The organism is Campylobacter lari subsp. lari, assembly GCF_013372185.1.
Lineage (GTDB): Bacteria > Campylobacterota > Campylobacteria > Campylobacterales > Campylobacteraceae > Campylobacter_D > Campylobacter_D lari.
Genome location: NZ_CP053830.1, coordinates 320,838 through 346,564, shown reverse-complemented (window position 1 = coordinate 346,564; position 25,727 = coordinate 320,838). Strand labels below are relative to the sequence as shown.

Genomic DNA, 25,727 nt, shown 5'->3' with positions numbered 1-25,727 from the left:
TTTATTTTAAAGCACGGATGCCTAGATTTCCATAACGATGGAAAGATATACTTAAAGCTTTTTCATTGTGATATAAAAGCAACTCAAAACGCCCATTCATTAAAGGCTTAGCATTAGCGATGATTTTTGCACAACTTGCTGCTTTTATGAAAATTTCATCATTAACATCTAATGGAGCAAAATAACGAATTCTTTCATAATCAGCTATTTTGCTAATGAAATTTTCTTTACTTTCTTTAAGGAATAAAGTTTTTGAACTAATTTTTTGATTAATTTTTTGCACAAGATCTATTTTTTCATGCTCATCATAACTTAAAATAAGATCAATATTTAGTACACTAGCTGCTAAAATAACTCCTAAAATATCTTTTAAACTATCATCTTTATGTACTCTATAAGCGATATTTTTAACCTTTGTATAAGAGAAAAGATTATCCTCACCTCTTATATTGACATAATCTTTCACACTTGCAAATTCATGTTTTGCATGATAAGCATAGCTTCTTGCTATAGCTTTAATGACTTCAAAATCGGCTTTATCTTTTTCATTTAAATCCAAGTTTAAAGCATTTAAATTTGATACTAATTCATTGTCTAAAACATTTTGATCAGCTTGACTTTGCTCTATATCTAAAAATTGGGTAATGTAATTATAAATTCCAACCTTTCTACCAAAACCAATGGCTGATTTTTTAATACCACCAAAAGGCTGTCTAAGAACTATAGCTCCTGTTGTTGGTTTATTAATGTAAATATTTCCTGCTTCTATGTGAGTATGGAAGTACTCCCATTCTCTCTCATCTAAACTTTCAAATCCTGCTGTAAGCCCATAACCTGTAGAATTTACTATATCAATAGCTTCTTTTAAATCTTTTGCTTTCATTACAGTTAAAATTGGCGCAAAAAGCTCATTCATGTGCGTAAAATCACCTTTTTTAGTGCCATATTTAATCCCTGGAGTTAAAAGATAAGGATTATCATCTATAAATTTAGGTTTTAAAGCCCAACTTTCATACGGAGCTAACTCATCTAAAGCTTTTTGTAATTTCACATCTGGTTTATCTGCTAAAGCTCCAAGTTTATTTTTAAATACAAATGGATTTCCAACCGCCATAGAACTAGCAGCATCTACCAAAGTCTTTTTGAACTCTTCATCATTATAAACCTCTTCTTCTAAAACAAGCAAAGAAGTAGCAGAGCATTTTTGACCTGAATTTGAAAATGCTGAATGAATGATATTTTTAATCGCACTATCACGATCAGCAAATTTGGAAACAATAGTTGCATTTTTACCGCCTGTTTCAGCGCTTAAAAGCAAGGTTGGATTTGCTTTAAGCATTGCATAAGCAGTTTCTTCCCCACCGGTTAATACTGAAAATTTCACACTTTGATCAACAAGTAAGTATTTTGATATATCACTACCTTTAGCAGGTAAGAAAATCAAAGCATCTTTTGGAATTCCTGCATCCCAAAAACATTTACAAAGCATATAACCTGTTAACATTGATAAAGATGATGGTTTATATATTACTTTATTACCTGCGGCCAAAGGCGCTGCTATGGTTCCTACTGAAATACCTACTGGGAAATTCCATGGCGCAATCACCACACCTATGCCTTTTGCTTTAAAAGTGGTATTTGGATTTTGCTCTTTTAGTTTTTCCAAAGAATGTGGGTAAAATTCTAAAAAGTCTATAGCCTCACTAACTTCAGGATCAATTTCTAAGAAAGTTTTTCCTACCTCTAAAGCTGCTATACCTATTAAATCTCCTCTACGTTCTCTAACAAGTTGAGCAGTTTTTGCTAAAATTTTATAAATTTCATCATGACTTAAATTGCTAAAATTTGAGCTCTTAGCTACATCTAAAGCAAATTTTATTTCTTTTTCTCCTGCCAAATATGCTTTTCCTATAGTGCGATTTTTGATTTTATCTTTAACTTCTACTACTTGTAAATTTTCATTTTTAATCTCTTCTTTTGCAACCGGATAAACATCATAATTTTCTAAATTTTCATATCGAGTGCGTATTGCTTTAGCCCATTCTCTATTTGCTTTTAAGATAAAATCTGTATCAGGTTCATTTTTAAATTCTTTACTCTCATAAGAACTAATAGCCTTTGTTTCATTATTTCTATCTTGAGTTCTATGAGTAGAATTATCCAAACTAGCAACACCTTCTAAGGATTTTATAAATAATTCTTTTTGCATTTGCCAATTTTTATCATTGATTTTAAGATTGAAAAAATATCTCATGAAATTATCTTCACTAGTATTTTCATCAAGTCTTCTTACTAAGTATGCAATAGCATTGTTAAAATGTGCTTCATCGCAAACTGGTGCATAAAGTATAAGATCATGCATTTTAGAAAGCTCGTAAGAACATTGCAAACTCATACCCTCAAGCATTTCAAAAGTAAAAGATGATAAAGCTCCAGCTTGTGAAATTCTAGTATAAGCATAAGCAATTTCAAATAAATTATGACTTGCAATACCTATATTAATATATTTATGATTATCTCCTTCTAAGACAAAATCAAGCATTTTTTTATAGTTACTATCTGTGTCAATTTTTTTATAAAAAGTAGGTAGAGCCCAACCTCTTTGCGAAGCTATAGTTTCTTCACTTTCCATATTCGCTCCTTTAACAAAGCGAATTTTTATAGGCTTCATACCTTTTAAAACTCTTTCTTTAGAAAAAGCAAAAAGTTTTTTCAAATACTCATAAGAATCAGGTAGATAAGCTTGCAAAACAATACCTGCTTTAATATCATACTTTGCAACACTCTCCATAAAAGCTTCAACGGTTAATTCTAAATCCCTAAATTCTTCCATGTCAAGATTGATAAATTTAGACACACCTTGCTTTTTTTCTTCCTCTAAAGCAAGAGCATATAATTTATCCAATCTTTTTACTACCTCATCTTTAGAGTATTCAAAATCAATGATATTGATTTGGGAAAAAATGGTAGTAATTTTAATAGAAATATAAGTAATATAGCTTGTTTTTAGTGCTTCTTCGTATTTTTTCATTCTATAAGCACTCTCAGCTTCACCCAAGACCTCTTCCCCGATTAAATTTACATTTAAAGTGATTTTATCCTCATCTTTTCTTTTACGCATATGAGGCTCTAAAACACTAGGATTTGCATCTAAAACCATGGCCTTAGTATCTTCTCTTAAATGCTTAATGAAAAATGGCACACTAAGAGTTGGTGCAAATTTTCCAAAATTTAAAAATGAAAAAAGTAAAAATTTTTCAAAAGCACTAAAAAAATCAGCTATACCGTATTTGTTTAAAGTATGTTCTATAAGCTCAAAACTAGCACTTTTATCTTTACATCTAAAAGAGCGATCTAAAAGTTCGATCAACATTACTTTATTTTTAGGATTGTTTAAAAGTTTTTGCATTTTGGCATGAAATTCTTTTTCGCTTTGAGAGATATTACTTTCTATCTTTCTTTGTAATTCTTCAGCTAATTGCAAAGCTTTTTGTATCATTTTTTCCTCCACTTTAATAGTTAATATGTATTTATGATACAAAAATTGCAACGAAAATCAACATATATTTATTTATAATTTATTTTTTTATGTAAAAAAGTAACAAATATAAACATATATTTTTGATTATAAATAAAATATTAGCACAATAATAAATAATTATGAGTATTTCTTACACATCTAGCAATAATCTTTGCCTCTATATTGTGATCCTTCAAGATTTTTAAAGCTTCAACTGCTTCATTTTCACTCATACTAGCTAAAAGTCCACCTGAAGTTTGAGGATCAAAATACATTATATCCTCATCTTTTTCATTTAAATTTTCAACCCAAATTTTTAGGCTATCTTTATTTTTATAAGCTCCTGCGGGGATTATCCCCATATTAGCCATTGATAAAACTCCATCCATTAAAGGAATTTCATTTTTATATACTTCTATCATAATTTCTTTATTTAACATTTCTTTTAAATGCCCCAAAAGACCAAAACCTGTCACATCACTTAAAGCACTAAGACTTTTAAATTCTCTCAAAATGCGACTTGCATATAAATTTAAAAAGCTCATTTGTTCTACTGCTTTTAAAATCTTTTCTTTTTCTAGCAAACTAGCCTTAATAGCAGTGCTAATAATACCACTACCTATAGGTTTAGTAAGCAAAATTACATCATTATCTTTTGCACTATTATTAGCTATAAATTTCTTAGGGTGAACTACACCTGTTACACTAAGACCAAAAATAAATTCGTCATTTTCTATAGTATGTCCACCTACTAGCACAGCCCCTGCTTCTTCAACCTTAACTCTAGCACCTTCTAAAACTTCAAGTAAAATTTCATTATTAAAATGACAAGTATCAAAGCCTACAATATTTAAAGCATTAATCACCTCAGCACCCATAGCAAATACATCGCTTAAGGCATTTGCAGCAGCTATAGCGCCAAAATGATACGCGCTATCAACCACAGGTGTGATAAAATCAAGAGTTTGCACTAGAGCCAAATCTTCATTTAGCTTATAAACACTTGCATCTTCGTTATTGCCAATGCCACTTAAAATATTTTCATGCGGTTTTAAAATGCCAAGTATTTTGTCAAGACCCACCGAGTCTAATTTGGCAGCTCAACCCGCAGCTTTTACATATTGGGTTAGTTTTTGATCTTTATATATCATAAAGAAATAATCTTTGCCTTTCCAAAAAGTTCATTTAAAATTTCATAAGCATTGCCTATTTTACCTATTTTAAGCTCTTTACTTTTGCCAAAAAATTCCAAACATGCCCCGCAACTATAAATTTCAACTCCTAAATTTTCAAGTTCTTTCATAGCCTCAAATGCCATATGAGAGCAATCAGTATTCATCAAAACACTATCATTAACACAAAGGATTTTTACAGGTTTATTAGGTAAATCTTTTAAAGTTTTTAAAAAACCTAACATTAAATTTTTTCCAAGTTCTCCCTCGCCTACTCTATCACTTTTTAAAAATAACACATTGTATTCTTGTAAATTTTGTTCTTGATTATGAGCTATATTGCCATCTTTTACAATGCTAATAACACTCTCATCATCTAAATCTTTAACACTAAATTTCAAATTTAAAGATTTTAAAAATCTCATTACATTTTCTTTAGAAGCTTGAGAATTTAAAAGAATTTCTAAATTTTCATTTTCTTTTAGTTCTTCTAAAGCTTTTTTTGTTTCTATTACAGGACGTGGACAAGCTAAATCTCTACAATCAATTTTCATCTTTTGCCTTTTTATTTAATGATATATTGTTATAACTTGTATTCAAATTAAGTTTTATCTTTTTCTTGATTTTTCTTGAAAAATAATTCTTTAAAGCGTTTATTAGTGTATTCTTCTACATCTTGTTGTAAAATTTTAAAATTTTGAATTAACTCATAAGCTCTTGGAGTAAGCTTGCTACCTGATTCACTTCCTCTTCCTTTTTTAGCAATAAGTAATTTTTCTTTCATATTTTTTTCTAAATCTTGTATATAAAGCCATGCTTTTTTATAATTAATCCCTAGTTGTTTAGCTGCTTGGGAGATACTTCCACATTCTCCTACTAATTCTAAAATATCTGTTTTACCTTTACCAAAAAGCAATTCTCCATCAGAATTTTCTATCCAAATTTTGCTTTTAACATGAAATTTTTTACCTTTTTTTTCTTCAAAACAACCAAGCTCGCAGTGTTTAACATCAATTTTATAAGTTTTAAGTGTAGCTCTCATATCAGCCATATTAAAGTTTTTAGCACATTCTAAAGCATCTTTACATGTTATGCGACGCTTAGAATCTAATTTTGTTTCTAATTTTTCTAAAATTTCACTTTTTGCTATATTTTTATTTAACTTGCCAAATTGGCCTAGCTCACAATCTGAAATTTTTACACCTAATTCTTTTATAGCAGCTTGAAAATCTTCTTTAGAGTATTGTTTTAAAAGTTCTAATGCTTTTTTACAAGTAAGTTTATTATTTTCATCAAGATTTTTTTGAATTTGTAAAATTAGCTCTTCCATAAATTAACCTTGGATTATAAGTAGTAAAAAGGGTGTTTGTAAACACCCTTTGAATTATTTTGCATCAAGTCCTAAATTTTGACCCTTTAGCATTACTCTTTTTCTATACATTGCACTTACTTCAGCTGCATCACCAACTAAAAGCGCATTAGTAGAACAAACCGCAGCACACATAGGCACTTTACCTTCTGCGATACGATTTTGCCCATAAAGTTCTCTTTCTTCATGAGAGTTAGTAGGCTCAGGACCACCTGCACACATAGTACATTTATCCATTTCACCCTTAATGCCAAAAGCACCATCTCTTGGAAATTGTGGAGCGCCAAAAGGACATGCATAAAGACAATATCCACAACCTATACAAGTTTTTTTATCATGTAAAACTATACCATCAGCTCTTATATAAAAGCATTTTACAGGACAAACTTGCTCACATGGAGCGTCTGTACAGTGTTGGCAAGCAAGAGTTGTTGAAAACTCTTTGCCTTCTATACCTTCATTTAGAGTGATTACTTTTCTTCTATTAATTCCCACTGGCACTTCATGCGCACTTGAGCAAGCTACTTGACAAGCAAAGCAAGAAATACAGCGATTATTATCTACATAAAATTTCATTCTAGCCATAACTTACCCCTTAAGCCTTTTCAAGTCTGCAAAGTCCTGCATTAAACTCAGAAATTTGCGTATTTATATCAAAACCATAGTTAGTAACCGTGTTAGAACTTTCCCCTATAGTATAAGGTTTAGTGCCTTCAGGATAATTATAGCTTAAATCCACACCTTGCATAATACCTGCAAAGTTATAAGGCAAGCAAATTCTATCTGGTGTAACTGAATGATTATGCACACATTTTACTTTGATCTTAGTACCTTGTGGTGAGTGAATCCACATCATATCACCATCATTGATGCCGTATTTTAAAGCAAGTTCTGGGTGCACATTAGCAAACATTTCAGGTGTGATTGCAGCAAGATATTTACTAGTTCTCTCAAGCATACCAGCTCCACTTAAATTTACTAAGCGCATACTTGAAATGATAGTTGGAAACTCTTTGCTCCAATCTGTTTTTTGTTGTTCGCTAATAAATTTACTCTCAACCCTAAAGTTTTTCTCTTGATCACCCCAAGTAGGATATTTTTTAACCAAATCCCAACGAGGCGAGTGAATAGGCTCTCTATGTAGTGGAATAGGATCAGCAAATTCCCAAACTTTCATTCTAGCTCTTGCATTACCCAAACAACAAGCACTTTTTTCTCTACATTTTTCTAAGATAATACCTGAAATATCTGTACTCCAGCTAGCACCCATTAATTCTTTTTCTTTATCGCTTAGTTTGATATTAAACACTTTTTCGATATTTTCTTTAGTGATTTGTGGGTAGCCACCTTTAACTTTACATCCTTTTGGAGTAAAGGCCTCATCTGCTAATTGAGAATGTCCATCATGCTCTAAACCAAAGCGGTTTCTAAAGCCCATACCACCTTCTTCATAAGGAATATCAGTATTCCACATGATAGAAGTACCTGGGTGTTGTTTATCCCAGCAAGGCCAAGGCAATCCGTAATATTCACCTTTAACTTCACCACCTAAACCTCTTTGGGTATCAGGATCAAAATGCTCCCAATTTTGCTGGTGTTTTCTTAGACGCTCAGCTGAAATACCTCTTAAACCTATACTCAAAAGACCATTACTCATTTCTCTTGTAGCATCATCAGGCCATATGAAATTATCATCATTATCATCTCTTGTTTGTACAAGTTTGTGATCTTTTAATTCCATTTTCATGCCACGAGTATATTCTTTATAAAAACCAAATTTTTTAGCAAAAGCAAACATAATCTCTTGATCTTCTTTACTTTCATAAATTGGTTTTACTACTTGAGAACGCCACTGCATAGCACGGTTAGTCGCTGTTACATAACCTTCTGTTTCAAATTGAGTACAAGCAGGAATGATATAAATTCCATCTGGACGATCAGCCAAAACTGCTACTTCATTTACAAAAGGTTCAGCAATTACTATCATATCAAGCTTTTTAAGTGCTTCTTGAATTTTAACCGTATGTGCCATAGAAGTAATACCTGTTCCTTGCACCCAAAGTACGCGGATAGGTGAGTTAGAGTAAGTTTTTTCTTCATGTAAAACGCCTTGCCACCATTTTGCTAGCGAAAAACCTTTTTCATGCATCCATTCTTTAGAATAAAATCTTGAGTTTAAATACTCTCTATCTACATTCCAAAAATTAGCAAAATGATTCCATGCATTATCATCAAGCCCATAATAAGCCGGTAAAGTATCAGCCAAACAACCCATATCAGTAGCTCCTTGAACATTATCATGACCTCTGATGATATTTGTTCCTGCGCCTGGTTTGCCTATATTTCCTAATACAAGTTGCAAGATAGCTAAAATTCTTGTATTAGAACTACCTACTGAGTGTTGAGTAATACCTAAAGCCCAAAATAGCGTAGCAGGTTTGATTGTAGCTAGCATTCTTGTGATTTTTTCAAGTTGAGCTGCTGGAACACCTGTTACATCTTCTACAACCTCAGGAGTCCATTTAGCAGCCTCTGCTTTTATTTCTTCAACCCCATAAGTTCTAGTTTTGATGATTTCTTTATCTTCCCAACCGTTTTTGAAGATCAAATGAAGCATACCATAAACTAAAGCTATATCAGTTCCTGGACGAATTCTTACATATTCATCAGCATGTACTGCAGTTTTTGTAAATACAGGATCTACAACTACTAATTTAGCATTATTACGATCTTTTGCTTGTAATAAGTGTTTAAATCCGATAGGATTTGCCACAGCAGTATTTGCACCAAAAATAATCATCATTTTTGAATGTTTAGTCACATCACCAAAATGATTTGTCATAGCGCCATAACCCCATGTATTCGCCACACCGGCGACTGTTGCGCTGTGTCAAATTCTAGCAACGTGGTCTATATTGTTAGTACCCCAAAATGCTGCAAATTTTCTAAAATAATAAGCTTGTTGGTTATTAAATTTAGCAGAACCCAAAAACATAACGCTATCAGGTCCATTTTCTTTACGGATTTCAAGCATTTTATCACCAATTTCATTGATAGCTTGCTCCCAAGTTAAACGCACCCATTTGCCGTTTTCTTTTTTCATAGGATATTTAATACGCTGTTTTGATTTAGTAAGATCGATTTGATCTATTCCTTTACAGCAGTGTGATCCTTGAGAAATAGGATGTTCTATAGCGTTTTCTTGACGCACCCAAACTCCATCTTGCACTTCTGCTTTAATTCCACAGCCTGCACTACAGATACTACAGATTGTTCTAACAATCTTAGAATCTGGATAAGGATTTACTACTTCTTGTTCGCTTGCAGCTCTAATGGCTTTGTTTTCACTACCAAAAGCCGCGCTTCCAAGACCAGCAATACCAGCAAGCTTAAGAAAATTTCTTCTTGCTAATGCCATCTTCTTCCTTTCTTAATTAATAAGCTATTTTGTAGTATTTTTCCCAATGCATAGTTTTTTTATAAAGCACTTCTTTTTTAGTACTTTTTCCCAAAACTACAGTATTTTGCTCTTGGTAATCATCCTTAGCCAAAGCATTAACGCTCGCTCCAGCTACTACCCCTAAAGCACCAATTTTCAAAGATTTTTTTAAAAAATCCCTTCTTTGATTGGCCTCCATGCTCTCTCCTTTGAAATAAAAGTAAAGAATAACTATAAATACTTATTCTCAAAGTATTTATACACTTAAACATTATAACTTTTGCATATTTTCACTTAAGATTTTATTTAATTTCTATTTTCATAAAAAGATGATTTTGATAATATGTATTTTGGTAACAAAATACATATTTATTTTTATAATTTACTAAGTTCTTCTATATTTGTTTTACTAAATTTAGTAGGAAGTCTTGGTTCATAAGGAAGTCTTTGCAAGGCTTCATCTGCTATGGTTTTACCCTCTTTTTTAGCAGGTGCTTGTACTTCTAAATACGCTCTTTCACTTACAAAAAAAACTTTCATAATATTAGCAATAGCTATGTAATAATTTGAATTTTTATGAATTTGTAATTTTTCTATAAACTCATCTATTACAGGATTTATCACGAAACGAAATAATTGCTGTGCAACTTTTAAATCATACTCAATTATACTTGCCATAAAAGCAAATAAAAAGCCAAATTCATCTTCACTTTGTCTGCAATCTTCTTTTTTTCTAAATTTAGTTTTTCTAATGATTTCACAGGCTTGGAGCTTCATTTTACCATCATCTCTGCCCTCATCATAAAATGAAGCACTAATTGGCACATTCACATAAGAAAAATCAAAAAATACACCATTTTGCTCTTCTTTAAAACTTGCAAAATCACATGCACTAAGTTTTTCAAAATCAGATTTTAAACTATCATCTAAAGGACTTTGAGCTAAAACTAAAACTTGTTCATGCCAAATTTTAAATTCATTTTCATCGATAAAATTAAAAGCTTTTGAAAAAAATTCATAAAAATATTTACGCGAAAGATCAATATCTTGTATCATTAATTTTCCTTGTTATTTTTATTTGATTATAACAAGGAAAATTTAAAAAAATCAAGTGAGATTTTAAAATTTTGTTTTAGAATCGTAAGTAAATGATGGATTGATTTGTTTTTTATCGCTTAATTCTTTATACCAATAAGAATGCAAAATATAAACTTCTTCTTCTTCTTTATAACCACTAATCATAGAGTGGATACTTCCTTTAATAGCAAATACAGCCATATAAATATGAATAGCAAAAAATACTGCACATAAAATACCTAAAATATTATGGATGATAGCTGAAGCTCTTAAAATATCTATATGAGAAATTCCAAAAATAGACTGTAAAGAAGTAGAATTAAAATCAAGGAAAAACATAAACGCACCAGTGATTATCATCATAAATCCACCAAATACAGCTATGTAATACCATGACTTTTGACCAAAATTAAACTTACCCGCAGGCACAGGTTTTTTCTCTTTGCTTAGATATCCACCAACCATCATCATCCATCTTAGATCATAACTTGCCGGAAGCATTCTTTTAATCCAACACAAAAGCATAGGAATGATAGAAATAATAAATAAAATGGTCGCAATGCCATGTAAGTTTTTGCACATTCTTACAAAAAATCCACCACCAAAGTACGATCCAAAAATCATAATAAGTCCGGTCGGTACAAGGATAATCCAAGAGATCGCTGCTACAAAATGAAACAATCTTTCAAATACTGAAAAGGCATAAATTTTCTTACCATCATGAGAAAATTTCTTTGGACCTATTACCATATAGTGCAAAGCAAAAGCTGAAATCACTACTATAAGTATAATCAAAACAGCGCTTGCAATATACTCACCTTGCAGCTTAGTCCACAAAGCACCAAAATTTTGATAACTTTCTATATTCATTACTCTTTGCACATCCCAAATTTGAGTATTTTTAACTTCAAAATTTTCTTGAGCAAATAGAAAGTTAAAACAGGCTAAAAGAGCTAGTATAACCCTATGCATAAATTACTCCTAAACATTACACGCTAGCTAAAGCTTAGCATTGTAGTTTTGTTAATTTTCAGTTTCCGTTTTTATTTTAAAAAAAGTTTTATTTAAAAAACATAAATTTACAAAAAACTACAAAAAAACTTAATTTTTAGTTTCTTTTTGAATAATTTTCATAGCTAAATTCTCTTACCATAGATAAATTTCCATTTTTATCTAAGAACATTAAATTTGGAAGTTTTACTCCATTAAAAGTAGTATTTTTTACTATAGAATAATGCGCTTGATCTAAAAATACTATTTTTTGCCCTATTTTTAACTCTTGATTAAAAGCATACTCACCCATTATATCGCCTGCTAAACAAGTATTTCCACCAAGCAAATAAGCAAATTCATTTTCTTTTAGTTCGCTATAATTTTGCCCATCACGACTTGCTAAAATTCTTGCATTTAAAACTTCACTTGTATAAGGCATGATGATAGTATCTGGCATATGAGCTTCACTTGAAGTATCCAAAATAGCTATTTTTTTCTCATTTTCTATTATATCAACCACGCTAGCTACCAAAGTTCCACATTGCCAACCCACAGCCTCACCTGGCTCAAGATATACTTGAACTCCGTATTTATCAGCAAATTTTTTACAAAGATCAATCAGTTTTTGCGTGTCATAACCTTCTTTTGTGATATGATGACCACCACCAAAATTTACCCATTTCATATTTTTAATAAATTTTGCAAATTTAGCTTCAAAAGCATTTAAAACAAGTTCTAAAGAATGCGCACTTTCTTCACACAAAGCATGAAAATGAAGCCCATTAACATCGCTTATATCTTCATTTTCAAAATCAACAGCACGAATTCCAAGTCTTGAAAACCTGCCACAAGGATTATAAATTTCTTTTGGAGCTACTGAAAATTCAGGATTTACACGCAATCCAATGCTTTTAATCTTTGCTTTTTCTTTGTATTTTTTAAATTGATTAAAAGAATTAAATACTAAATGATTTGAAAGCTTGATAATTTCATCTATTTCATCCTCTTTAAAAGCAGGTGAGAAAGTATGAATTTCTTTATCCATGTATTCTTTTGCATATTTTGCTTCCCAAAGCCCACTACAAGTACAACCTGATAAATACTCACCCACTATATCCATAGCACCTGAAAAAGCAAAACCCTTTAAGGCAAGTAAAATTTTGGCTCCGCTTTGCTCGCCCACTTTTGCTAAAAGCTCGCAATTTTTTCTAAGTTTATTTTCTTCTACTACATAAGCTGGCGTTGTAAAATCATTATCTAAATAATTTTTAATTTGCATTATTTTCCTTGATTATATTTTCATTTTGTCACAATTATAACTTGTTTTTTCTAAGAATTTAAAGATATTTACCAAATAATATTTACAATAATAAGAATAATTATTATATTTAAGGAGAAATATTTAATGAATAGAAGATCATTTTTAAAATTTAATGCACTAAGTTTAGCAAGTATTAGTAGCGCTTATGCAATGGGAGATCATTCTCATCATAATATGCATTCAAAGCACGCACAAAAAGATATAAAAAAAATCGATACTTCTTTTATCAAACTAGAAAATCCAAACATTAAATTACTTGATGAAAAAGACTTTCCTAGCGGACAAACATTAGCAAATTTAAAACTTCTAAAAAACACAAGTACAAAGAAAAATTTCTTTAGATCAAGTATAGAAATCAAAGAAAGTCAAATAGAGCTTGTTAAAGGTAAAAAAACAAAATGCTTTACTTACAATGGCTCTATACCTGGACCTAAAATAGAAGTTTATGAAGGTGATACTGTAGAAATTTTGGTAAAAAATAGTTTAAAAGAGCCAACTACTATCCACTGGCATGGACTTGATATACCACCTGAGCAAGATGGCAACCCACACGATCCTATCATGCCTGGTAGAGAAAGAATTTATCGCTTTAAACTTGGAGAAAATTCAGCAGGAACCTACTGGTATCATCCACACCCACACTACATCACAGCAAAGCAAGTTTATAAAGGCTTAGCAGGGGTATTTGTAGTAAAAGCTAGAAAAGATGCATTGTCGCATTTACAAGAACAAGATTGGGTGATTAGTGATTTGCGTTTAGATGAAAACGCACAAATTCCTGATAATAATTTATTTGATTGGTTAAATGGTAGAGAAGGAAATTTAGTCTTAATCAATGGACAATTAAAACCAAAAATCACAATTAATGAAACACAAAGAATTCGCATATACAATCTATGTGCGGCAAGGCATTTAAATTTACGCATTCAAGGTGCTGAATTTATTTTAGTGGGAACTGATGGGGGACTTATAGAAAAAGGTATTGAATTAGATGAGTTGTTTTTAAGTCCTGCTTCAAGAGTAGAAGTGCTAATCAAAGCAAGTAAGGGTGAATTTAAACTTGAAAGTACTTATTATGACCGCGATAAAATGCTTGTTAAAGAAGAACCTTACACTCTTATGTTAGCTGATCTTAAAGTAGAAAAAACTATAGAAAACATACCTGAAAAGCTACGAGAATTTCCACCTTTAAAAGAAGCTACAAGCTTTAAAGAAGTAATCATGAGTGAAGACCATATGCAAATGCACGGCATTAGCAATAAAAGCGAAGAAGAAATCAAACAAAGCCTTGCCTCTATGTTTTTGATCAATGGTAAAACATTTGATATGAATAGAACGGATTTGACTTCAAAATTAAACGAGGTAGAAGAATGGGTGGTAAAAAACTCTTCGCACATGGATCATCCTTTTCATATACATGGAACACAATTTGAACTCATTTCTTCTCAATTTAAAGGTAAAATAACAAAAGCAAAATTCAGAGCATTGCAAGATACGATCAATGTAAGACCTGGTGAAGAACTAAGACTAAGAATGAGCCAAAATTTCACCGGAATTAGAATGTTTCACTGCCACATTTTAGAACACGAAGATCTTGGAATGATGGGAATTTTAAAAATCAAAGAATAAAGGTAAAAAAAATGGTAAAAGTTGAATTTCTAGGACCAATCAACAAAGAAAGTTTAGAACTAGAAGTAAAAAGCTTAAAAGAATTAAAAGTGATTTTAGGGCAAGATGAAAGCTTAAAAGAATGGTTAGAACTTTGTGCAATATCTTTAAATGATGAAATGCTTTTTGATGAAAATGCTTCTTTTAAAGATGGAGATAAAATTTGCTTACTTCCACCAGTTTGTGGGGGTTGATAAATGTTTGAATTATACAATGGTTCTTTAGATATTAATAAAATTTATACAAAATGGTATGATTTTTCCAGAGATAAAAATTGCGGAGCTTTGATAACTTTTTGTGGTATAGTAAGAGCTGAAGATGGTATAGAAGCTTTAAGCTTTGATATATATGAGCCTTTGCTTAAAAATTGGTTTGAAAAATGGTGCGAAAAAGTAAAAAATGATAATATAACTTTAATGTTTGCTCATTCTATTGGCGAAGTTAGAGTGCATGAGAGTTCTTATTTTGCAGGGATTTTAAGCAAACAAAGAAAATTAGGCTTAAAACTTATAAATGATTTTGTAGAAGATTTTAAAGCTAGTGCTCCTATTTGGAAATATGATGTAATAAATGGAGAAAAAATTTATGCAAAAGAGCGTTCTTTAAAACTTAAAGGCGCAGGAATTTTAAAGGATTAAAATGCAATCTTATGAAGATAGTTTAAAAAGTTTAAAACAAGCTATAAATTCTTATGAAAAGATAGAAAAAATAGCGCTAACAGAGTGCTTAGATAGAATTTTAGCCATAGATATCATAGCCTTAAATGATCATCCGCAATTTCCAACCTCAGCTATGGATGGATATGCTATAAAATTTGATGATCAGGATGAAAATTTAAAAATCATAGGAGAAGTTCCTGCAGGAAAATTTCCTAATTTTAAACTAAATACCAAAGAATGTGTTAAAACCTTTACAGGTTCGTTAATGAGCGAAGGTAGCGATACTTTAGTGCCTATAGAAAAAGTGCAAGTAGAAAATGATATTTTAATCATAAAAGAAAAAGTTAGCAAAAATTTTGCTGTAAGAAAAATAGGCGAAAGCTATAAAAAAGGTGAAATTTTACTAAAAAAAGGCACGAAAATAAGCTATAGTGAAATAGCGCTTTTAGCCGAGCTTGGATATTTTCACATAAGTGTTTTTATAAAACCTATAATAGGAGTTTTAAGCAGTGGAAGTGAGATCAAAGACTTAGGCGAAAGCTTAGAGCACTCTGCACAAATTCGCTCATCAAACCATGTAGCTATAGCTAATATGGCAAAAAAACTTGGTGCTGAAGCTAGAATTTTCCCACTTTTAAAAGATGATATGCAAAAAACCCCAAATGTTTTAAAACAAGCACTTAATGCGTGTGATATTTTAGTTACTACCGGTGGAGTTTCCATGGGGGATTTTGACTTTTTAAAACAAGCTGTTAAAGAGTATGAAGTCATCTTAGATAAAGTCGATGTAAAGCCTGGCAAACACATCAAAATAGCCAAATTTGAAGACAAATTCATCTTTGCACTACCGGGTTTTCCGTACTCGGCTATGGTGATGTTTAATTTATATGTAAGAGAACTTTTAAATGCTTGGTTTTTACAAGAAAAAGACTATGTATTTAAGGCATTTGCAAATACTGACTATAAGAAAAAAAGTCCGCATTTGGAATTTGTAGCGTGTAATGTAGAATTTAAAGATGGAAAAATTTATGCAAATTTAAAGGGTAAAAAAGAAGGTTCAAGTGCTATCATAAACAACTTAAATAACAAAGCTGCACTTATGATAGCAAACGATGATATAAAAGAAAATGATTTAGTTGATATAATTTTTATGCCTTAAACAAGTGCTTTTTGAATTTTTTCAAAAAGCATTTTTGCTTGTTTTTGATTTTGCTCTAACTCGCTTAAAATTTCCTCTACTTCACGCAAGGTTTTTTCTTCTTTTACGTTTGGGTTTTTAGCACTTAAATCATAATTTCTTTCTTCAAGTTCTTTTTTACTTACCAAATAAGAATTAGCCGTGATTTTTCTTTCTTTATAACATTTTAAAAATTCTTGCAAATGCGTGTATTCTAAAGGTTTGTTTTTAGTCAATTTAAAAGGAGGTACAAGCTCATAGTAATATACACTTTCATCATTTTCACCACAAATGCTTCTTTGTCCTTTAGAGAAAAAAAGCACATTAGTTTTTACCGCACTATAAGGCAAAAACACCCCACTTGGCAAGCTTAAAACACATTCAAGATTAAAATTTTCTAGCAAGTCTTTTTTTACACTCACAAAGGCATTTGAATTTTGAAAAAGCACTCCTTCAGGCACTACTATGGCACATCTTCCATTGTTTTTCAAAGACTTTAAAATATGCTGTAAAAACAAAAGCTCGGTGGCATTTGATTTTACAGGAAAGTTATTTTGATTTTGATCTTTTTCTTTACCACCAAAAGGAGGATTTGCTAAAATCACTTCGTATTTTTCATTTTCAGTTATGTCTGTGATTTTTTTATTTAGAGTATTGGTTTTGATGATATTTGGGGACTTAACCTCATGTAAGATCATATTCATCACACCCATTGCATAACTTAGCGGAGTTTTTTCTTTACCAAACAAGGCATCATTTTGCAAAAATTCAAGTTCTTCCACACTCAAATTTGCTTTTTTCTTTTTTGCCCTATCTTCATAAAGAATATGCAAAAAACTCTCTACTAAAAACCCACAACTCCCACACGCAGGATCATAAATTCTCTCTTTTGCTTTAGGGTCTAGCACCTCCACCATGGCTCTAACCAAAGGTCTTGGGGTATAAAACTCCCCACTATTTCCCCCATCGCTTCCCATGTCTTTTAAAAGCTTTTCATAAACCTCACCTAAAGCAAATACATCACTTTCTTTGCTAAAACTTAGCTCATCGACTAAATTTATAACTTCTCTTAAAGTATGGCCATTAGCTATGCGGTTGTCTATAAATTCAAAAATTCCGCCTATCTTATACTCTATGCTTTTGAAATTTTCATTATCTTTAAAACTTTTTAGATATGGAAAAAGCTCATCATTCACAAAGCTTAGCAAATCACTTCCACTTAAAGCATTTTTTACATCAAGCTTTCCTTCGCTTGTTTTAGGTGCTGCCCAAGCTCTCCAACTGAATTTTTCTTGCAAAATAGCCTTATAAGGCTTTTCATCTAACTCAGCTTCTAGCTTTAACTCTTCTTCATAATCATCTAAAAATTTCAAAAAAAGCACCCAACTAATCTGCTCACTATAATGCATAGCACCGCTTATGCCATCATCTCTTCTTAGAATATCTGTGATTTTATCGATTTTACCTTGCATTTAAAAAATTCCCTTTCTAAAAAGTCTTAAAAGTTCTATATTAATATAATAATTATTTCTACCCATTTTAATGCACTCTAGCACCCCTAATTTTTCACAAATTTTAAGGTATTTTGAGGCACTTTGCCTAGAAATATCTAATTTATTTATCAAAAAGTCTATCTTTGTATAAGGATGAGAAAACAAAAGCTCCACAAAGTCTTTGCTGTAAAAGTTCGTTTTATTTTGCAAAATTTCACCTACATCAGACATCATTTTTTCTATTATAGTAATGGTTTTTATCGTTTTTATAGCAGTTTGCTCTACACCTTTGAGTATGTATTCTATCCATTCTAAAATTGCACCTTCATCACGTACTTTTTGTAAAAGATTGTAATACTCTTCTTTGTTATTTACTATATAAGCGCTTAAATACAAGATAGGCAAATCAAGCAAGCCTTTATAAACTAAATAAAGTATATTGATAATCCTACCTGTTCTACCATTACCATCGTAAAATGGATGTATGCTTTCAAACTGATAATGAATGATTGCCATTTTTACCAAAAAATCAAGTTCATCTAAAGTATCATCGTTGATGTATCGCTCCAAATTTCCCATAAGTTCTTGTATATCACTAGGATTTTGCGGGGGTGTGTGTTTGATTTCTCCTGTGGCAGGGTTTATCAGCGTAGTTCCGCTTTGTTTTCTAAAACCTGCATTATTTCTTTCTAGTCTTTTTTGAATTTCTAAAATATGTGCATTTCTTAATAATTGCTCTTTTTTTAAAAGCTCATATCCTTTTTTTAAAGCATTTTCATAGTCTTTCACTTCTTTTGCCGCTCTTGTAAGTTTACTTTCATCGATTTGAGATAAAAAAAGCTCATCGTGAGTGGTAATAATATTTTCTATCTCGCTAGAATCTTTAGCTTCTTGCAAGATCAAAGCATTGATTAATATATTTGGATTAGGCATGCTTTTGCTAAGTCCATTTAACTCCGCTAATTTTCTCGAAGCCCTAATGATGAGACCATAAATATTTGCATTTAATTCTATATCTAAAGGAAGTTTTGGTGGTATGAATTCTTTCATAATTTTTCCATATGTTAAAATTTTTTAAAATTTTTAACATTATAAAAAAATATGTTAAAAAAATCAAAAATTTTTAACATATCTAGACCATATGTTAAAATTTGATAAAAATTTTAACATTTATAATCTTCCCTGAAAAGCTTTATCTAGCAAGGACTTTTTAAGCTCTTGTAAGTCTTTTATCTGCATTTGATAGTTTTGCTTTAAATTTTTTACATGAGAAGAAAGCTCATCTAAATGCGAAGCGATTTGCTCTTGCTCTTTGAGTGGGGGTAGCGCAATAGGACATTTTTCTAAAATATTTAAATTTAATTTTGCAGCATGTGTTCCACCACCAACTTTATTATTATCAATCCACCCTTCAATAAAATAAGAATTCAAAAAATAAACCAAATAATCACTTATAATTTTAACTTTTGGTTTTAAAAGCCCTAAGCTAACGAAAATACTAAATTCAAATTCTAAAGAAATTTTTATAGCTTTTCCCAAAGTTCCAATACGACAAATTAAAATATCTCCAAATTCAGGCTTAGCTCTTTTTATAAGTTTGTTATGCTCTTCTAGTGAAATGTATTTGATATCACTTAAATCAAAAAAACCTTTAGAAATATTTTTAACAGATAAAAAAGGAATCCCTGTTTTTATATAGCTAGGTGTTTTGTGTGTTCCATCTGTAATAAAACATATTTCCCCTAAGCTTTTCCATTCCCAATCTTGTGGGAGTTTGTAGTTTTCCTTAGTATTATCCTTTAAAGGGTTAAAAGCTTTTTGCAAGGCACTTTGCATTAACTCATCTAAATTTAGCAAATCTTGCTCTAAAATTTTTATACTCTCATCTATCTTTGTAAAACTCTCATCTAAAATTTCCACTATCCTTTCTTGCTCTTTGAGTGGTGGAATAATGAAAGTATTTTGTTTAAGCACGCTAAAATGCCTTCGATATCCTAATAATGGAATATCTTTGTATAATAGTTGAAAAAATAAAAATTTTGTATTAAATCTTTCTATGTCTTTATTTAGTAATATTTTTACCCCATCTGCACCAACAATAAAATCAAAATCTATAAATTTTAAAACCCTGGTGTGATCGCCAAAAATTATACATGAGTTATTGCAATTATTTATTTTAAATATTTTTTCATAATTATTTGAATATCCAATAATAAATTTTTTAGATTGATCTATTATAGGTATGCAACCTTTGCCTAAATAATCCTTAGTATTTAATTGATAATTTTTAGAACTTGGGCTGTAAAAAATATTATCGAAATTAAATTTCTCCCAACCTTGTGGTAAATTTGTCATTTTATTATCCCAAACCTTCATAAAAATAATTTAATATATAATCTTCAAAATTATCGTAAAGATTTTTTTCTTTTAATATATTGATTATATCATCAGCTGTATGTTCTTTAAATTTGCTTAACGCTTGCTCTATTGTTAAATCATTATTTTCAAAATCAATAAATCCACATTGATGAAGTTTTTTAGAAATGATTCTAGGTAGTCCAAATTCTTCAAGAGTATATACCACTGATGGTAAAAAAGCATTTGAAAGTTTTGTAACAAAACTTGAAATATCTATCTCTTTTTCAGGATAGAGTATTTGCATAATTTGATTCAAATCATTAAAAAAACTAGCGATATCAAAACTGATTGCTTTTTCAATGTCAAAATACTGGCTAATATTAATTTTATATCTCTCTTGTTTACTTATATTATTAATAGTTTGCTTTACGCCATCGTAATTGTGTTTGCCATAATCAATTATTTTAAAATAAGCATTTCTAGATTTCTCATTCAATATTTTGAAAACAATTTCTCGTATTTCTTTCTTTTTGATAAATCCCCACTCATCTGGAACATCACTATTTAAATATTCAATACTTTTTTCAAAAAGTTCGGCATTTTCAACAATTGTTAAAATATTGTCCAAATCCATTAAAATAGAATAATTTTTCATTTTTGACATAATTTGATAAAATTTATTTTTATCATTAAGTACGTTTTTTAAGTTCTCTTCTATTTTTGTTTTTGTATTAAAAGTTTCCAAGTCGTTTCTATATAAAAATTCTTCTTGAGGAATTATTTCCATAGTTTCTTGCTCATTTTTTAATGTTTCTTTGTTACTTTCTAATAAATACACATTACCAACAAAATATTTAAACATTCTCCCGCATCTACCTATAATATTTTTATATTGCATACTTGTTAATTTATCTTTATCCCTCGCAACAGAATCATTCCATATAACTATATTTTTTGTTGCAGTATTTACACCTTCTATTAAAGAAGTGGTAGTTGCCATAATATTCATATGTTCATTTTCTGAAAATAGTTTAACCTGAAGTTGTTGGATAAATCTATGCATAGCGGCATTGTGTTGTCCTATCCCATTTGCCAAACATTCAGCAAAATCCCAATCTTGCCAATAATGTTTTTTTAACCAATTTGAAAAACTTTTTAATTGATTATCTGTTGCATTAATATAGTTTTTTATATTTTTGCAAACCTTTTTTGATTCTGATTTGCTTTTTATATAAATCATTGTTTTTTGATTTTTATTTTCATTTAATATGTTCTTTAATATATGTTCTTTCTTTTCTTTTTTGTGGCTTAAATCATGTGTTTTTAATGCTACAGTATTAAAATCAATTAGGACTTTTTCTATATTTTTTAAAAATTGATATTTCGATGATTTTTCGTCAAATTGTTTGATATTTGGACACAGATAGTATGATTGTTTGGAATAAGAACTTACTTGCTTTATTGCATTTTGTAAAATATCTGACCTTGTATCCCCGACAATTTTATAAAACTCATCTACGATAAATAAATCAATTCTATTGGCTTTTATAAAGTCTAAATATTCCAAAACTCTTTCTTGGGTTAATATGAATATATTATTTTCTTTTGGAGTAGCACCCGATGTTGTAATTAGGTTGTAGTTAGGTGTAAATTTCCTTACAAGTCTTCTTCTAGTTTCATCTAATAAAGAAATTGTAGGAACAATGATTAATATATTTTTTGGTTTTTTCATAGCTATTAGAGCATCAATAATAAAGCTTTTGCCAAAACTTGTTGGAGCAGAAAGAATAAGACTTTCATTGTTATTATCTAAAAGTCTTTTTAAAACTCTTGATTGTTCTCTATGCAAAACTTTTGGTTCGTCTTCTCCGATATTTGCTTTAAAACATTCTAGTAAGAATTTGTCTTCTAAAATTGAAGTATCTTGATTCATATAAGGATATAACCCAAATTGTCTGATTAGATGATTTAATATAGGCGGATATAAAGCTTTATCTTGAATTTTATCAAGCAAATAAAAAAGCTTTTCTTTAGCTTCTGTTTCTTTGTTGTTATCATTTAGATTTTCATATATCTTTACACATTCATTAAAAATTTGCTCACTGGTCATTTGGCTACCTCTAGTTTTTTGGCAAAGTCGCGTTTGATTTTTTCTTTATCTGGTACAGGAAATAAAATGATATGAAATTTTATTTTTTCTATCTTGTGCACATTGTGTAGCTCATTGGTAATTTTTACAATAGCTTGTTTTGCTTTCTCTTGATGAAAATTTACTATTTTTTGTTTATATTCTTCTGATAACTCGCTATATGTTTTAGTTGTCTCGCATTGATAAATGATTGATATTGGAATATGCAAGATATTCTTTAGTTCATCTATGGAAGTATCTTGTTTTAAAACTCTTTTTATTTTATCTATACTTTCTTCAGAGATTTTATCTTTGATAAAAGATTCAACATCATTTATATCCATAATAATAGACTTTTCTTTATTTAGCTTGTCTTTTACTAAAAGGTCTTTAATGGATTTTATAGCTTCACTAATTGCATTGGTTATATCTGTATAAAATTTAGATTCCCCTAGCCACAAATGACATTCTTTATTCTCTATAGTTAAATGAACGCTATCTGCGCCTTTTGCATTATCATTGGCATTTTGTTTATAAAAAATCTTAGGCACAATAGGCAAGGCATTATAGTATTTTTTCATAATACCATAAAGAAAAATTTCTCCTATCTCTCCTTCTTTTTTATTTAGATTTGCAACAGATCGTTGTATTATGGAATAATACTCTTCTTTTGAAGCTAAAGCTTCTCTTTCTGTTTTCGATAAGGCAGTTTCAGCCAATGCATTCATTATATATTGATTAAATTTCTCAAATCTCCACTCACCTTCCTCAAAGTCGTTAATTAATGATAATAAAAATCTACTACACGAGTCATCCATTACAGAATCAAGGCAAATCTCAAAAGTAACATCATTTTTATTTTTCACATAGGTGTTTATTGCCGTTGTATTTTCTATTTCTTTATCCTGCATAAATCTCCCTTTGTAAATCATCAATGCATTGTTTTAAATTCTCCATACCTTCAAATTCACTCACTAGCTCTTTTACGCTACCTAAAGAGCTAAGATCTATAAGTGTTTTTAACCCACTATCAAAGTCTTTTATACCATACTCTTGATACCTATCTAGTAAAAACTCCACAAGCTTTAAGGCTTTTTCTTTTTGGAAGCGTTTTAAAAATGTACTATTTTTTACATTTAGCACGCGTTCATGGCGTGTTTTGATCTCGCTGTTAAAGCTTAAATGTGCTAGCACATCATACACATCGCAGTCTTTTTGCTCAAAAATCACTGTCAATTCTTCCAAAACCTGCTCGCTTATGCGGTCTTTTTCAAGTTTTTGTAAAAATTCTTTCCTGCTTGCTTGGTTACTCCAAATCTCGCGTAACCTTGCTTCATCATCATAAAATTCTGCTAGCTTTCCTACTAAAAATTCCAAAAATTCTTTTGTGCTAAGTGGCTTGTCGCTATCTCCTATGTAGCTTGTCGTTATATCAAGCACTTTTAGTTTTGTGCCTTTTAAATGCACAGTGACTTCTTTTTGCTTGGTTGTTTCTTTAGGGTTGCTTTGCTCTCTTTTGTTTTGTATAGTTTTTACCTCGGTTTTTTCTTCATCTTTGATCTGCTCGCCATCCCATTTAGGATCATAAAAAAGTCTTGTTACTCCGGTAAAATCTAGTATAGTAAAAAAGTCTTTTCCCTCATATACCCTAGTGCCTCTTCCGATGATTTGCTTAAATTCTATGATAGAACCTATATTTGCCAAAAGCACTATGTTGCGGACATTTCTAGCATCTACTCCTGTGGTTAGCATTTTAGAACTAGTGAGTATCACAGGGTAGCTTTTGTCATTATCTTGAAACTGCTTTAAGTACTCAAGCCCTATTTTACCCTCATCACTTGTAACCCTCACGCAGTAGTCATCTCTTTTTACACTTTTAAATTTATCAATGGCTCTTTTTACTTCACTTGCATGGGCTTGGTTAGCACAAAAGATGATGGTTTTATCCATAGGGTTGATGAGCTTTAAAATTTCTTTAGCTAGAAAATCGTTGTATTGAGGTAAGTGAATATTTCTTTCAAATTCATTGATCTTATAAAAGCCTTTTTCTAACTCACCTTCTATGATATCATCAGGGTTATACACATAGCCTTCACTAAGCGTAGTCGTAACACGCTTAACTTTATAAGGAGTTAAAAAGCCATCTTCTATGCCATCTTTAAGACTATACTCATATATACTCTCACCAAAATACCTATAAGTATCTACATTATCGCTTTTTTTAGGTGTAGCAGTAAGCCCTAAATGCGTAGCCGATGAAAAGTACTCTAGCACCCCTGCCCAACTACCTTCTTCATTCGCTCCACCTCTGTGGCATTCATCGATGATGATAAGATCAAAAAAGTCTTTGGGGTATTGTAAGTAGAATTTGCTTTCTTGTTCTTCATTAGCATTTTCTTGTTCTTTTGAATTTGAAGCTAGACTTTGATAAATTCCAAAAAACACATTTGCACTTGTAGGCACTCTGCCATTATTTTTTCTCAACTCTTGCGCACTCACTGCCACGCAATCGCCCTCTATAGGATTAAACTCTCCTAAAGCTTGATCTCTTAAACTCACCCTATCACATAAAAATAATATCTTAGGTTTTTTGTCTTGATTTGTTTTATTCCACCTAGCTTCAAGTAAACGATAACACAAAGCAAAAGCTATGGTGGTTTTACCTGTACCTGTAGCAAGAGTGAGTAAAATTCTATTTTTACCGTTGATCAAAGCTTCTATGACTTTATCAACTGCGATCTTTTGATAATATCTTAATTCTTTTTGGGGTATGTATAATTCTCGCTGCGATAAAAGCTTGTGTTGCCATTCTTTTAAATTTCCATAAATCCTAGCAAAAAGCTCACTTGGGGTTGGAAAATTTTCTATGTACTCACCGCTTGAAGTTTTTAAGTTGTATTCATAAATTTTATCGCCATTAGTGCTATATACAAATGCTACGTTTAAAATTCTGGCATATTCTATGCCTTGAGACAAGCCATCTAAAGGATCTTTGCTTTGTTTTTTAGCTTCTATGATAGCAAGATTATTGTTTTGAAATTTCAACAAATAATCTGCAAATTTTCTTTGTGCTCTTTTACCACCTATAAGCTTACGTCCATCTGTAAAATAATAATTTCTTGTGATATTTTCTTCGCTCCAAGAGCTTGCTTGAAGTTTAATATCTATGAGTTTTACTCTAGTATCATCTTCTGAAAAATGCTTAAGTTCCATAGCTTCCTTAATATTTAAAATTTTAAATGATTATATCATAAAAATCAAATCAAAACCCACAAACGCACCTTGAGTATAGTATCTTACTTTATTTTCCCTATTGCAATAAAAACCTAGCTTTAATATAATTTCAAAAACCA

The 25,727-nt window shown here is 30.6% G+C and carries 20 protein-coding genes; 4 read left to right on the top strand and 16 right to left on the bottom strand.

The window, feature by feature from the left end; all coding sequences use genetic code 11:
- Position 1: 1 nt before the first annotated feature.
- The 10 genes from CLLT_RS01840 to nspC form a co-directional block, all read right to left on the bottom strand.
- A complete protein-coding gene (locus CLLT_RS01840; protein WP_074692616.1) occupies positions 2 to 3,499 on the bottom strand; it encodes a bifunctional proline dehydrogenase/L-glutamate gamma-semialdehyde dehydrogenase in 3,498 nt (1,165 codons plus the stop codon).
- Between the two features lie 140 nt (positions 3,500 to 3,639).
- Positions 3,640 to 4,671 carry a selenide, water dikinase SelD gene (gene selD / locus CLLT_RS01835; RefSeq protein WP_081352020.1) on the bottom strand — a complete coding sequence of 344 codons (1,032 nt, stop codon included), beginning with the start codon at positions 4,669 to 4,671 and terminating at the stop codon, positions 3,640 to 3,642.
- Positions 4,668 to 5,246, bottom strand: a complete 579-nt coding sequence (yedF, locus tag CLLT_RS01830) for a sulfurtransferase-like selenium metabolism protein YedF (protein WP_012661103.1) — start codon at positions 5,244 to 5,246, stop codon at positions 4,668 to 4,670. Before yedF ends, selD begins: the two co-directional genes overlap by 4 nt.
- A 47-nt stretch (positions 5,247 to 5,293) precedes the next feature.
- Positions 5,294 to 6,022 carry a winged helix-turn-helix domain-containing protein gene (locus tag CLLT_RS01825; RefSeq protein ID WP_070255958.1) on the bottom strand — a complete coding sequence of 243 codons (729 nt, stop codon included), beginning with the start codon at positions 6,020 to 6,022 and terminating at the stop codon, positions 5,294 to 5,296.
- 54 nt (positions 6,023 to 6,076) lie between these two features.
- Positions 6,077 to 6,646 (bottom strand): formate dehydrogenase FDH3 subunit beta, encoded by a 570-nt coding sequence (gene fdh3B / locus CLLT_RS01820; RefSeq protein ID WP_012661101.1) that lies wholly within the window; start codon positions 6,644 to 6,646, stop codon positions 6,077 to 6,079.
- Positions 6,647 to 6,656: 10 nt separating this feature from the next.
- Positions 6,657 to 9,479: a formate dehydrogenase subunit alpha gene (locus tag CLLT_RS01815; RefSeq protein WP_081352027.1), complete on the bottom strand. Its 2,823-nt coding sequence runs from the start codon at positions 9,477 to 9,479 to the stop codon at positions 6,657 to 6,659.
- A gap of 16 nt (positions 9,480 to 9,495) precedes the next feature.
- A complete protein-coding gene (locus CLLT_RS01805) occupies positions 9,496 to 9,699 on the bottom strand; it encodes a twin-arginine translocation signal domain-containing protein (protein WP_012661099.1) in 204 nt (67 codons plus the stop codon).
- A gap of 176 nt (positions 9,700 to 9,875) precedes the next feature.
- Entirely contained in the window at positions 9,876 to 10,556 is a 681-nt protein-coding gene (locus tag CLLT_RS01800; RefSeq protein ID WP_081336330.1) for a TorD/DmsD family molecular chaperone, read from the bottom strand.
- A gap of 63 nt (positions 10,557 to 10,619) precedes the next feature.
- Positions 10,620 to 11,549: a formate dehydrogenase subunit gamma gene (locus tag CLLT_RS01795; protein ID WP_012661097.1), complete on the bottom strand. Its 930-nt coding sequence runs from the start codon at positions 11,547 to 11,549 to the stop codon at positions 10,620 to 10,622.
- A gap of 136 nt (positions 11,550 to 11,685) precedes the next feature.
- Positions 11,686 to 12,849 (bottom strand): carboxynorspermidine decarboxylase, encoded by a 1,164-nt coding sequence (gene nspC / locus CLLT_RS01790; RefSeq protein ID WP_070255955.1) that lies wholly within the window; start codon positions 12,847 to 12,849, stop codon positions 11,686 to 11,688.
- Positions 12,850 to 12,975: 126 nt separating this feature from the next.
- Between nspC and CLLT_RS01785 the strand changes: the two genes are divergently transcribed.
- Genes CLLT_RS01785 through CLLT_RS01770 form a run of 4 tightly spaced genes read left to right on the top strand, consistent with a single transcriptional unit; the run spans position 12,976 to position 16,377 of the window.
- Positions 12,976 to 14,520, top strand: coding sequence for a multicopper oxidase family protein (locus CLLT_RS01785; RefSeq protein WP_070255952.1), 1,545 nt, complete (start codon positions 12,976 to 12,978; stop codon positions 14,518 to 14,520).
- Between the two features lie 11 nt (positions 14,521 to 14,531).
- Positions 14,532 to 14,753, top strand: a complete 222-nt coding sequence (locus CLLT_RS01780) for a MoaD/ThiS family protein (protein WP_012661094.1) — start codon at positions 14,532 to 14,534, stop codon at positions 14,751 to 14,753.
- Between the two features lie 3 nt (positions 14,754 to 14,756).
- Positions 14,757 to 15,197, top strand: coding sequence for a molybdopterin synthase catalytic subunit (locus CLLT_RS01775; protein ID WP_012661093.1), 441 nt, complete (start codon positions 14,757 to 14,759; stop codon positions 15,195 to 15,197).
- 1 nt (position 15,198) lies between these two features.
- Positions 15,199 to 16,377 (top strand): molybdopterin molybdotransferase MoeA, encoded by a 1,179-nt coding sequence (locus CLLT_RS01770; protein WP_074692621.1) that lies wholly within the window; start codon positions 15,199 to 15,201, stop codon positions 16,375 to 16,377.
- Here the strand turns inward: CLLT_RS01770 and CLLT_RS01765 are convergent.
- The 6 genes from CLLT_RS01765 to hsdR form a co-directional block, all read right to left on the bottom strand.
- Positions 16,374 to 17,867, bottom strand: coding sequence for a class I SAM-dependent DNA methyltransferase (locus tag CLLT_RS01765; protein WP_074692622.1), 1,494 nt, complete (start codon positions 17,865 to 17,867; stop codon positions 16,374 to 16,376). The genes CLLT_RS01770 and CLLT_RS01765 overlap by 4 nt on opposite strands.
- Positions 17,868 to 18,938, bottom strand: a complete 1,071-nt coding sequence (locus tag CLLT_RS01760) for a Fic family protein (protein ID WP_074692624.1) — start codon at positions 18,936 to 18,938, stop codon at positions 17,868 to 17,870.
- A 120-nt stretch (positions 18,939 to 19,058) separates the two neighbouring features.
- Positions 19,059 to 20,243 (bottom strand): restriction endonuclease subunit S, encoded by a 1,185-nt coding sequence (locus tag CLLT_RS01755; protein WP_081352028.1) that lies wholly within the window; start codon positions 20,241 to 20,243, stop codon positions 19,059 to 19,061.
- Positions 20,244 to 20,247: 4 nt separating this feature from the next.
- On the bottom strand, positions 20,248 to 22,356 hold the full coding sequence (locus CLLT_RS01750; RefSeq protein WP_074692627.1) for a DEAD/DEAH box helicase: 2,109 nt from the start codon (positions 22,354 to 22,356) through the stop codon (positions 20,248 to 20,250).
- Positions 22,353 to 23,285, bottom strand: a complete 933-nt coding sequence (locus tag CLLT_RS01745) for a HamA C-terminal domain-containing protein (protein WP_074692628.1) — start codon at positions 23,283 to 23,285, stop codon at positions 22,353 to 22,355. Before CLLT_RS01745 ends, CLLT_RS01750 begins: the two co-directional genes overlap by 4 nt.
- Positions 23,275 to 25,587 carry an EcoAI/FtnUII family type I restriction enzme subunit R gene (hsdR, locus tag CLLT_RS01740; protein WP_074692630.1) on the bottom strand — a complete coding sequence of 771 codons (2,313 nt, stop codon included), beginning with the start codon at positions 25,585 to 25,587 and terminating at the stop codon, positions 23,275 to 23,277. The genes CLLT_RS01745 and hsdR overlap by 11 nt, the downstream gene beginning before the upstream one ends.
- Between the last annotated feature and the right edge of the window lie 140 nt (positions 25,588 to 25,727).

Bases quoted from the DNA above. Each gene is read 5' to 3' on its own strand.
- CLLT_RS01840 (WP_074692616.1), bottom strand. From the start codon at position 3,499: ATGATACAAAAAGCTTTGCAATTAGCTGAAGAATTACAAAGAAAGATA.
- yedF (WP_012661103.1), bottom strand. From the start codon at position 5,246: ATGAAAATTGATTGTAGAGATTTAGCTTGTCCACGTCCTGTAATAGAA.
- CLLT_RS01825 (WP_070255958.1), bottom strand. From the start codon at position 6,022: ATGGAAGAGCTAATTTTACAAATTCAAAAAAATCTTGATGAAAATAAT.
- fdh3B (WP_012661101.1), bottom strand. From the start codon at position 6,646: ATGGCTAGAATGAAATTTTATGTAGATAATAATCGCTGTATTTCTTGC.
- CLLT_RS01805 (WP_012661099.1), bottom strand. From the start codon at position 9,699: ATGGAGGCCAATCAAAGAAGGGATTTTTTAAAAAAATCTTTGAAAATT.
- CLLT_RS01800 (WP_081336330.1), bottom strand. From the start codon at position 10,556: ATGATACAAGATATTGATCTTTCGCGTAAATATTTTTATGAATTTTTT.
- CLLT_RS01795 (WP_012661097.1), bottom strand. From the start codon at position 11,549: ATGCATAGGGTTATACTAGCTCTTTTAGCCTGTTTTAACTTTCTATTT.
- nspC (WP_070255955.1), bottom strand. From the start codon at position 12,849: ATGCAAATTAAAAATTATTTAGATAATGATTTTACAACGCCAGCTTAT.
- CLLT_RS01785 (WP_070255952.1), top strand. From the start codon at position 12,976: ATGAATAGAAGATCATTTTTAAAATTTAATGCACTAAGTTTAGCAAGT.
- CLLT_RS01780 (WP_012661094.1), top strand. From the start codon at position 14,532: ATGGTAAAAGTTGAATTTCTAGGACCAATCAACAAAGAAAGTTTAGAA.
- CLLT_RS01775 (WP_012661093.1), top strand. From the start codon at position 14,757: ATGTTTGAATTATACAATGGTTCTTTAGATATTAATAAAATTTATACA.
- CLLT_RS01770 (WP_074692621.1), top strand. From the start codon at position 15,199: ATGCAATCTTATGAAGATAGTTTAAAAAGTTTAAAACAAGCTATAAAT.
- CLLT_RS01765 (WP_074692622.1), bottom strand. From the start codon at position 17,867: ATGCAAGGTAAAATCGATAAAATCACAGATATTCTAAGAAGAGATGAT.
- CLLT_RS01760 (WP_074692624.1), bottom strand. From the start codon at position 18,938: ATGAAAGAATTCATACCACCAAAACTTCCTTTAGATATAGAATTAAAT.
- CLLT_RS01755 (WP_081352028.1), bottom strand. From the start codon at position 20,243: ATGACAAATTTACCACAAGGTTGGGAGAAATTTAATTTCGATAATATT.
- CLLT_RS01750 (WP_074692627.1), bottom strand. From the start codon at position 22,356: ATGACCAGTGAGCAAATTTTTAATGAATGTGTAAAGATATATGAAAAT.
- CLLT_RS01745 (WP_074692628.1), bottom strand. From the start codon at position 23,285: ATGCAGGATAAAGAAATAGAAAATACAACGGCAATAAACACCTATGTG.
- hsdR (WP_074692630.1), bottom strand. From the start codon at position 25,587: ATGGAACTTAAGCATTTTTCAGAAGATGATACTAGAGTAAAACTCATA.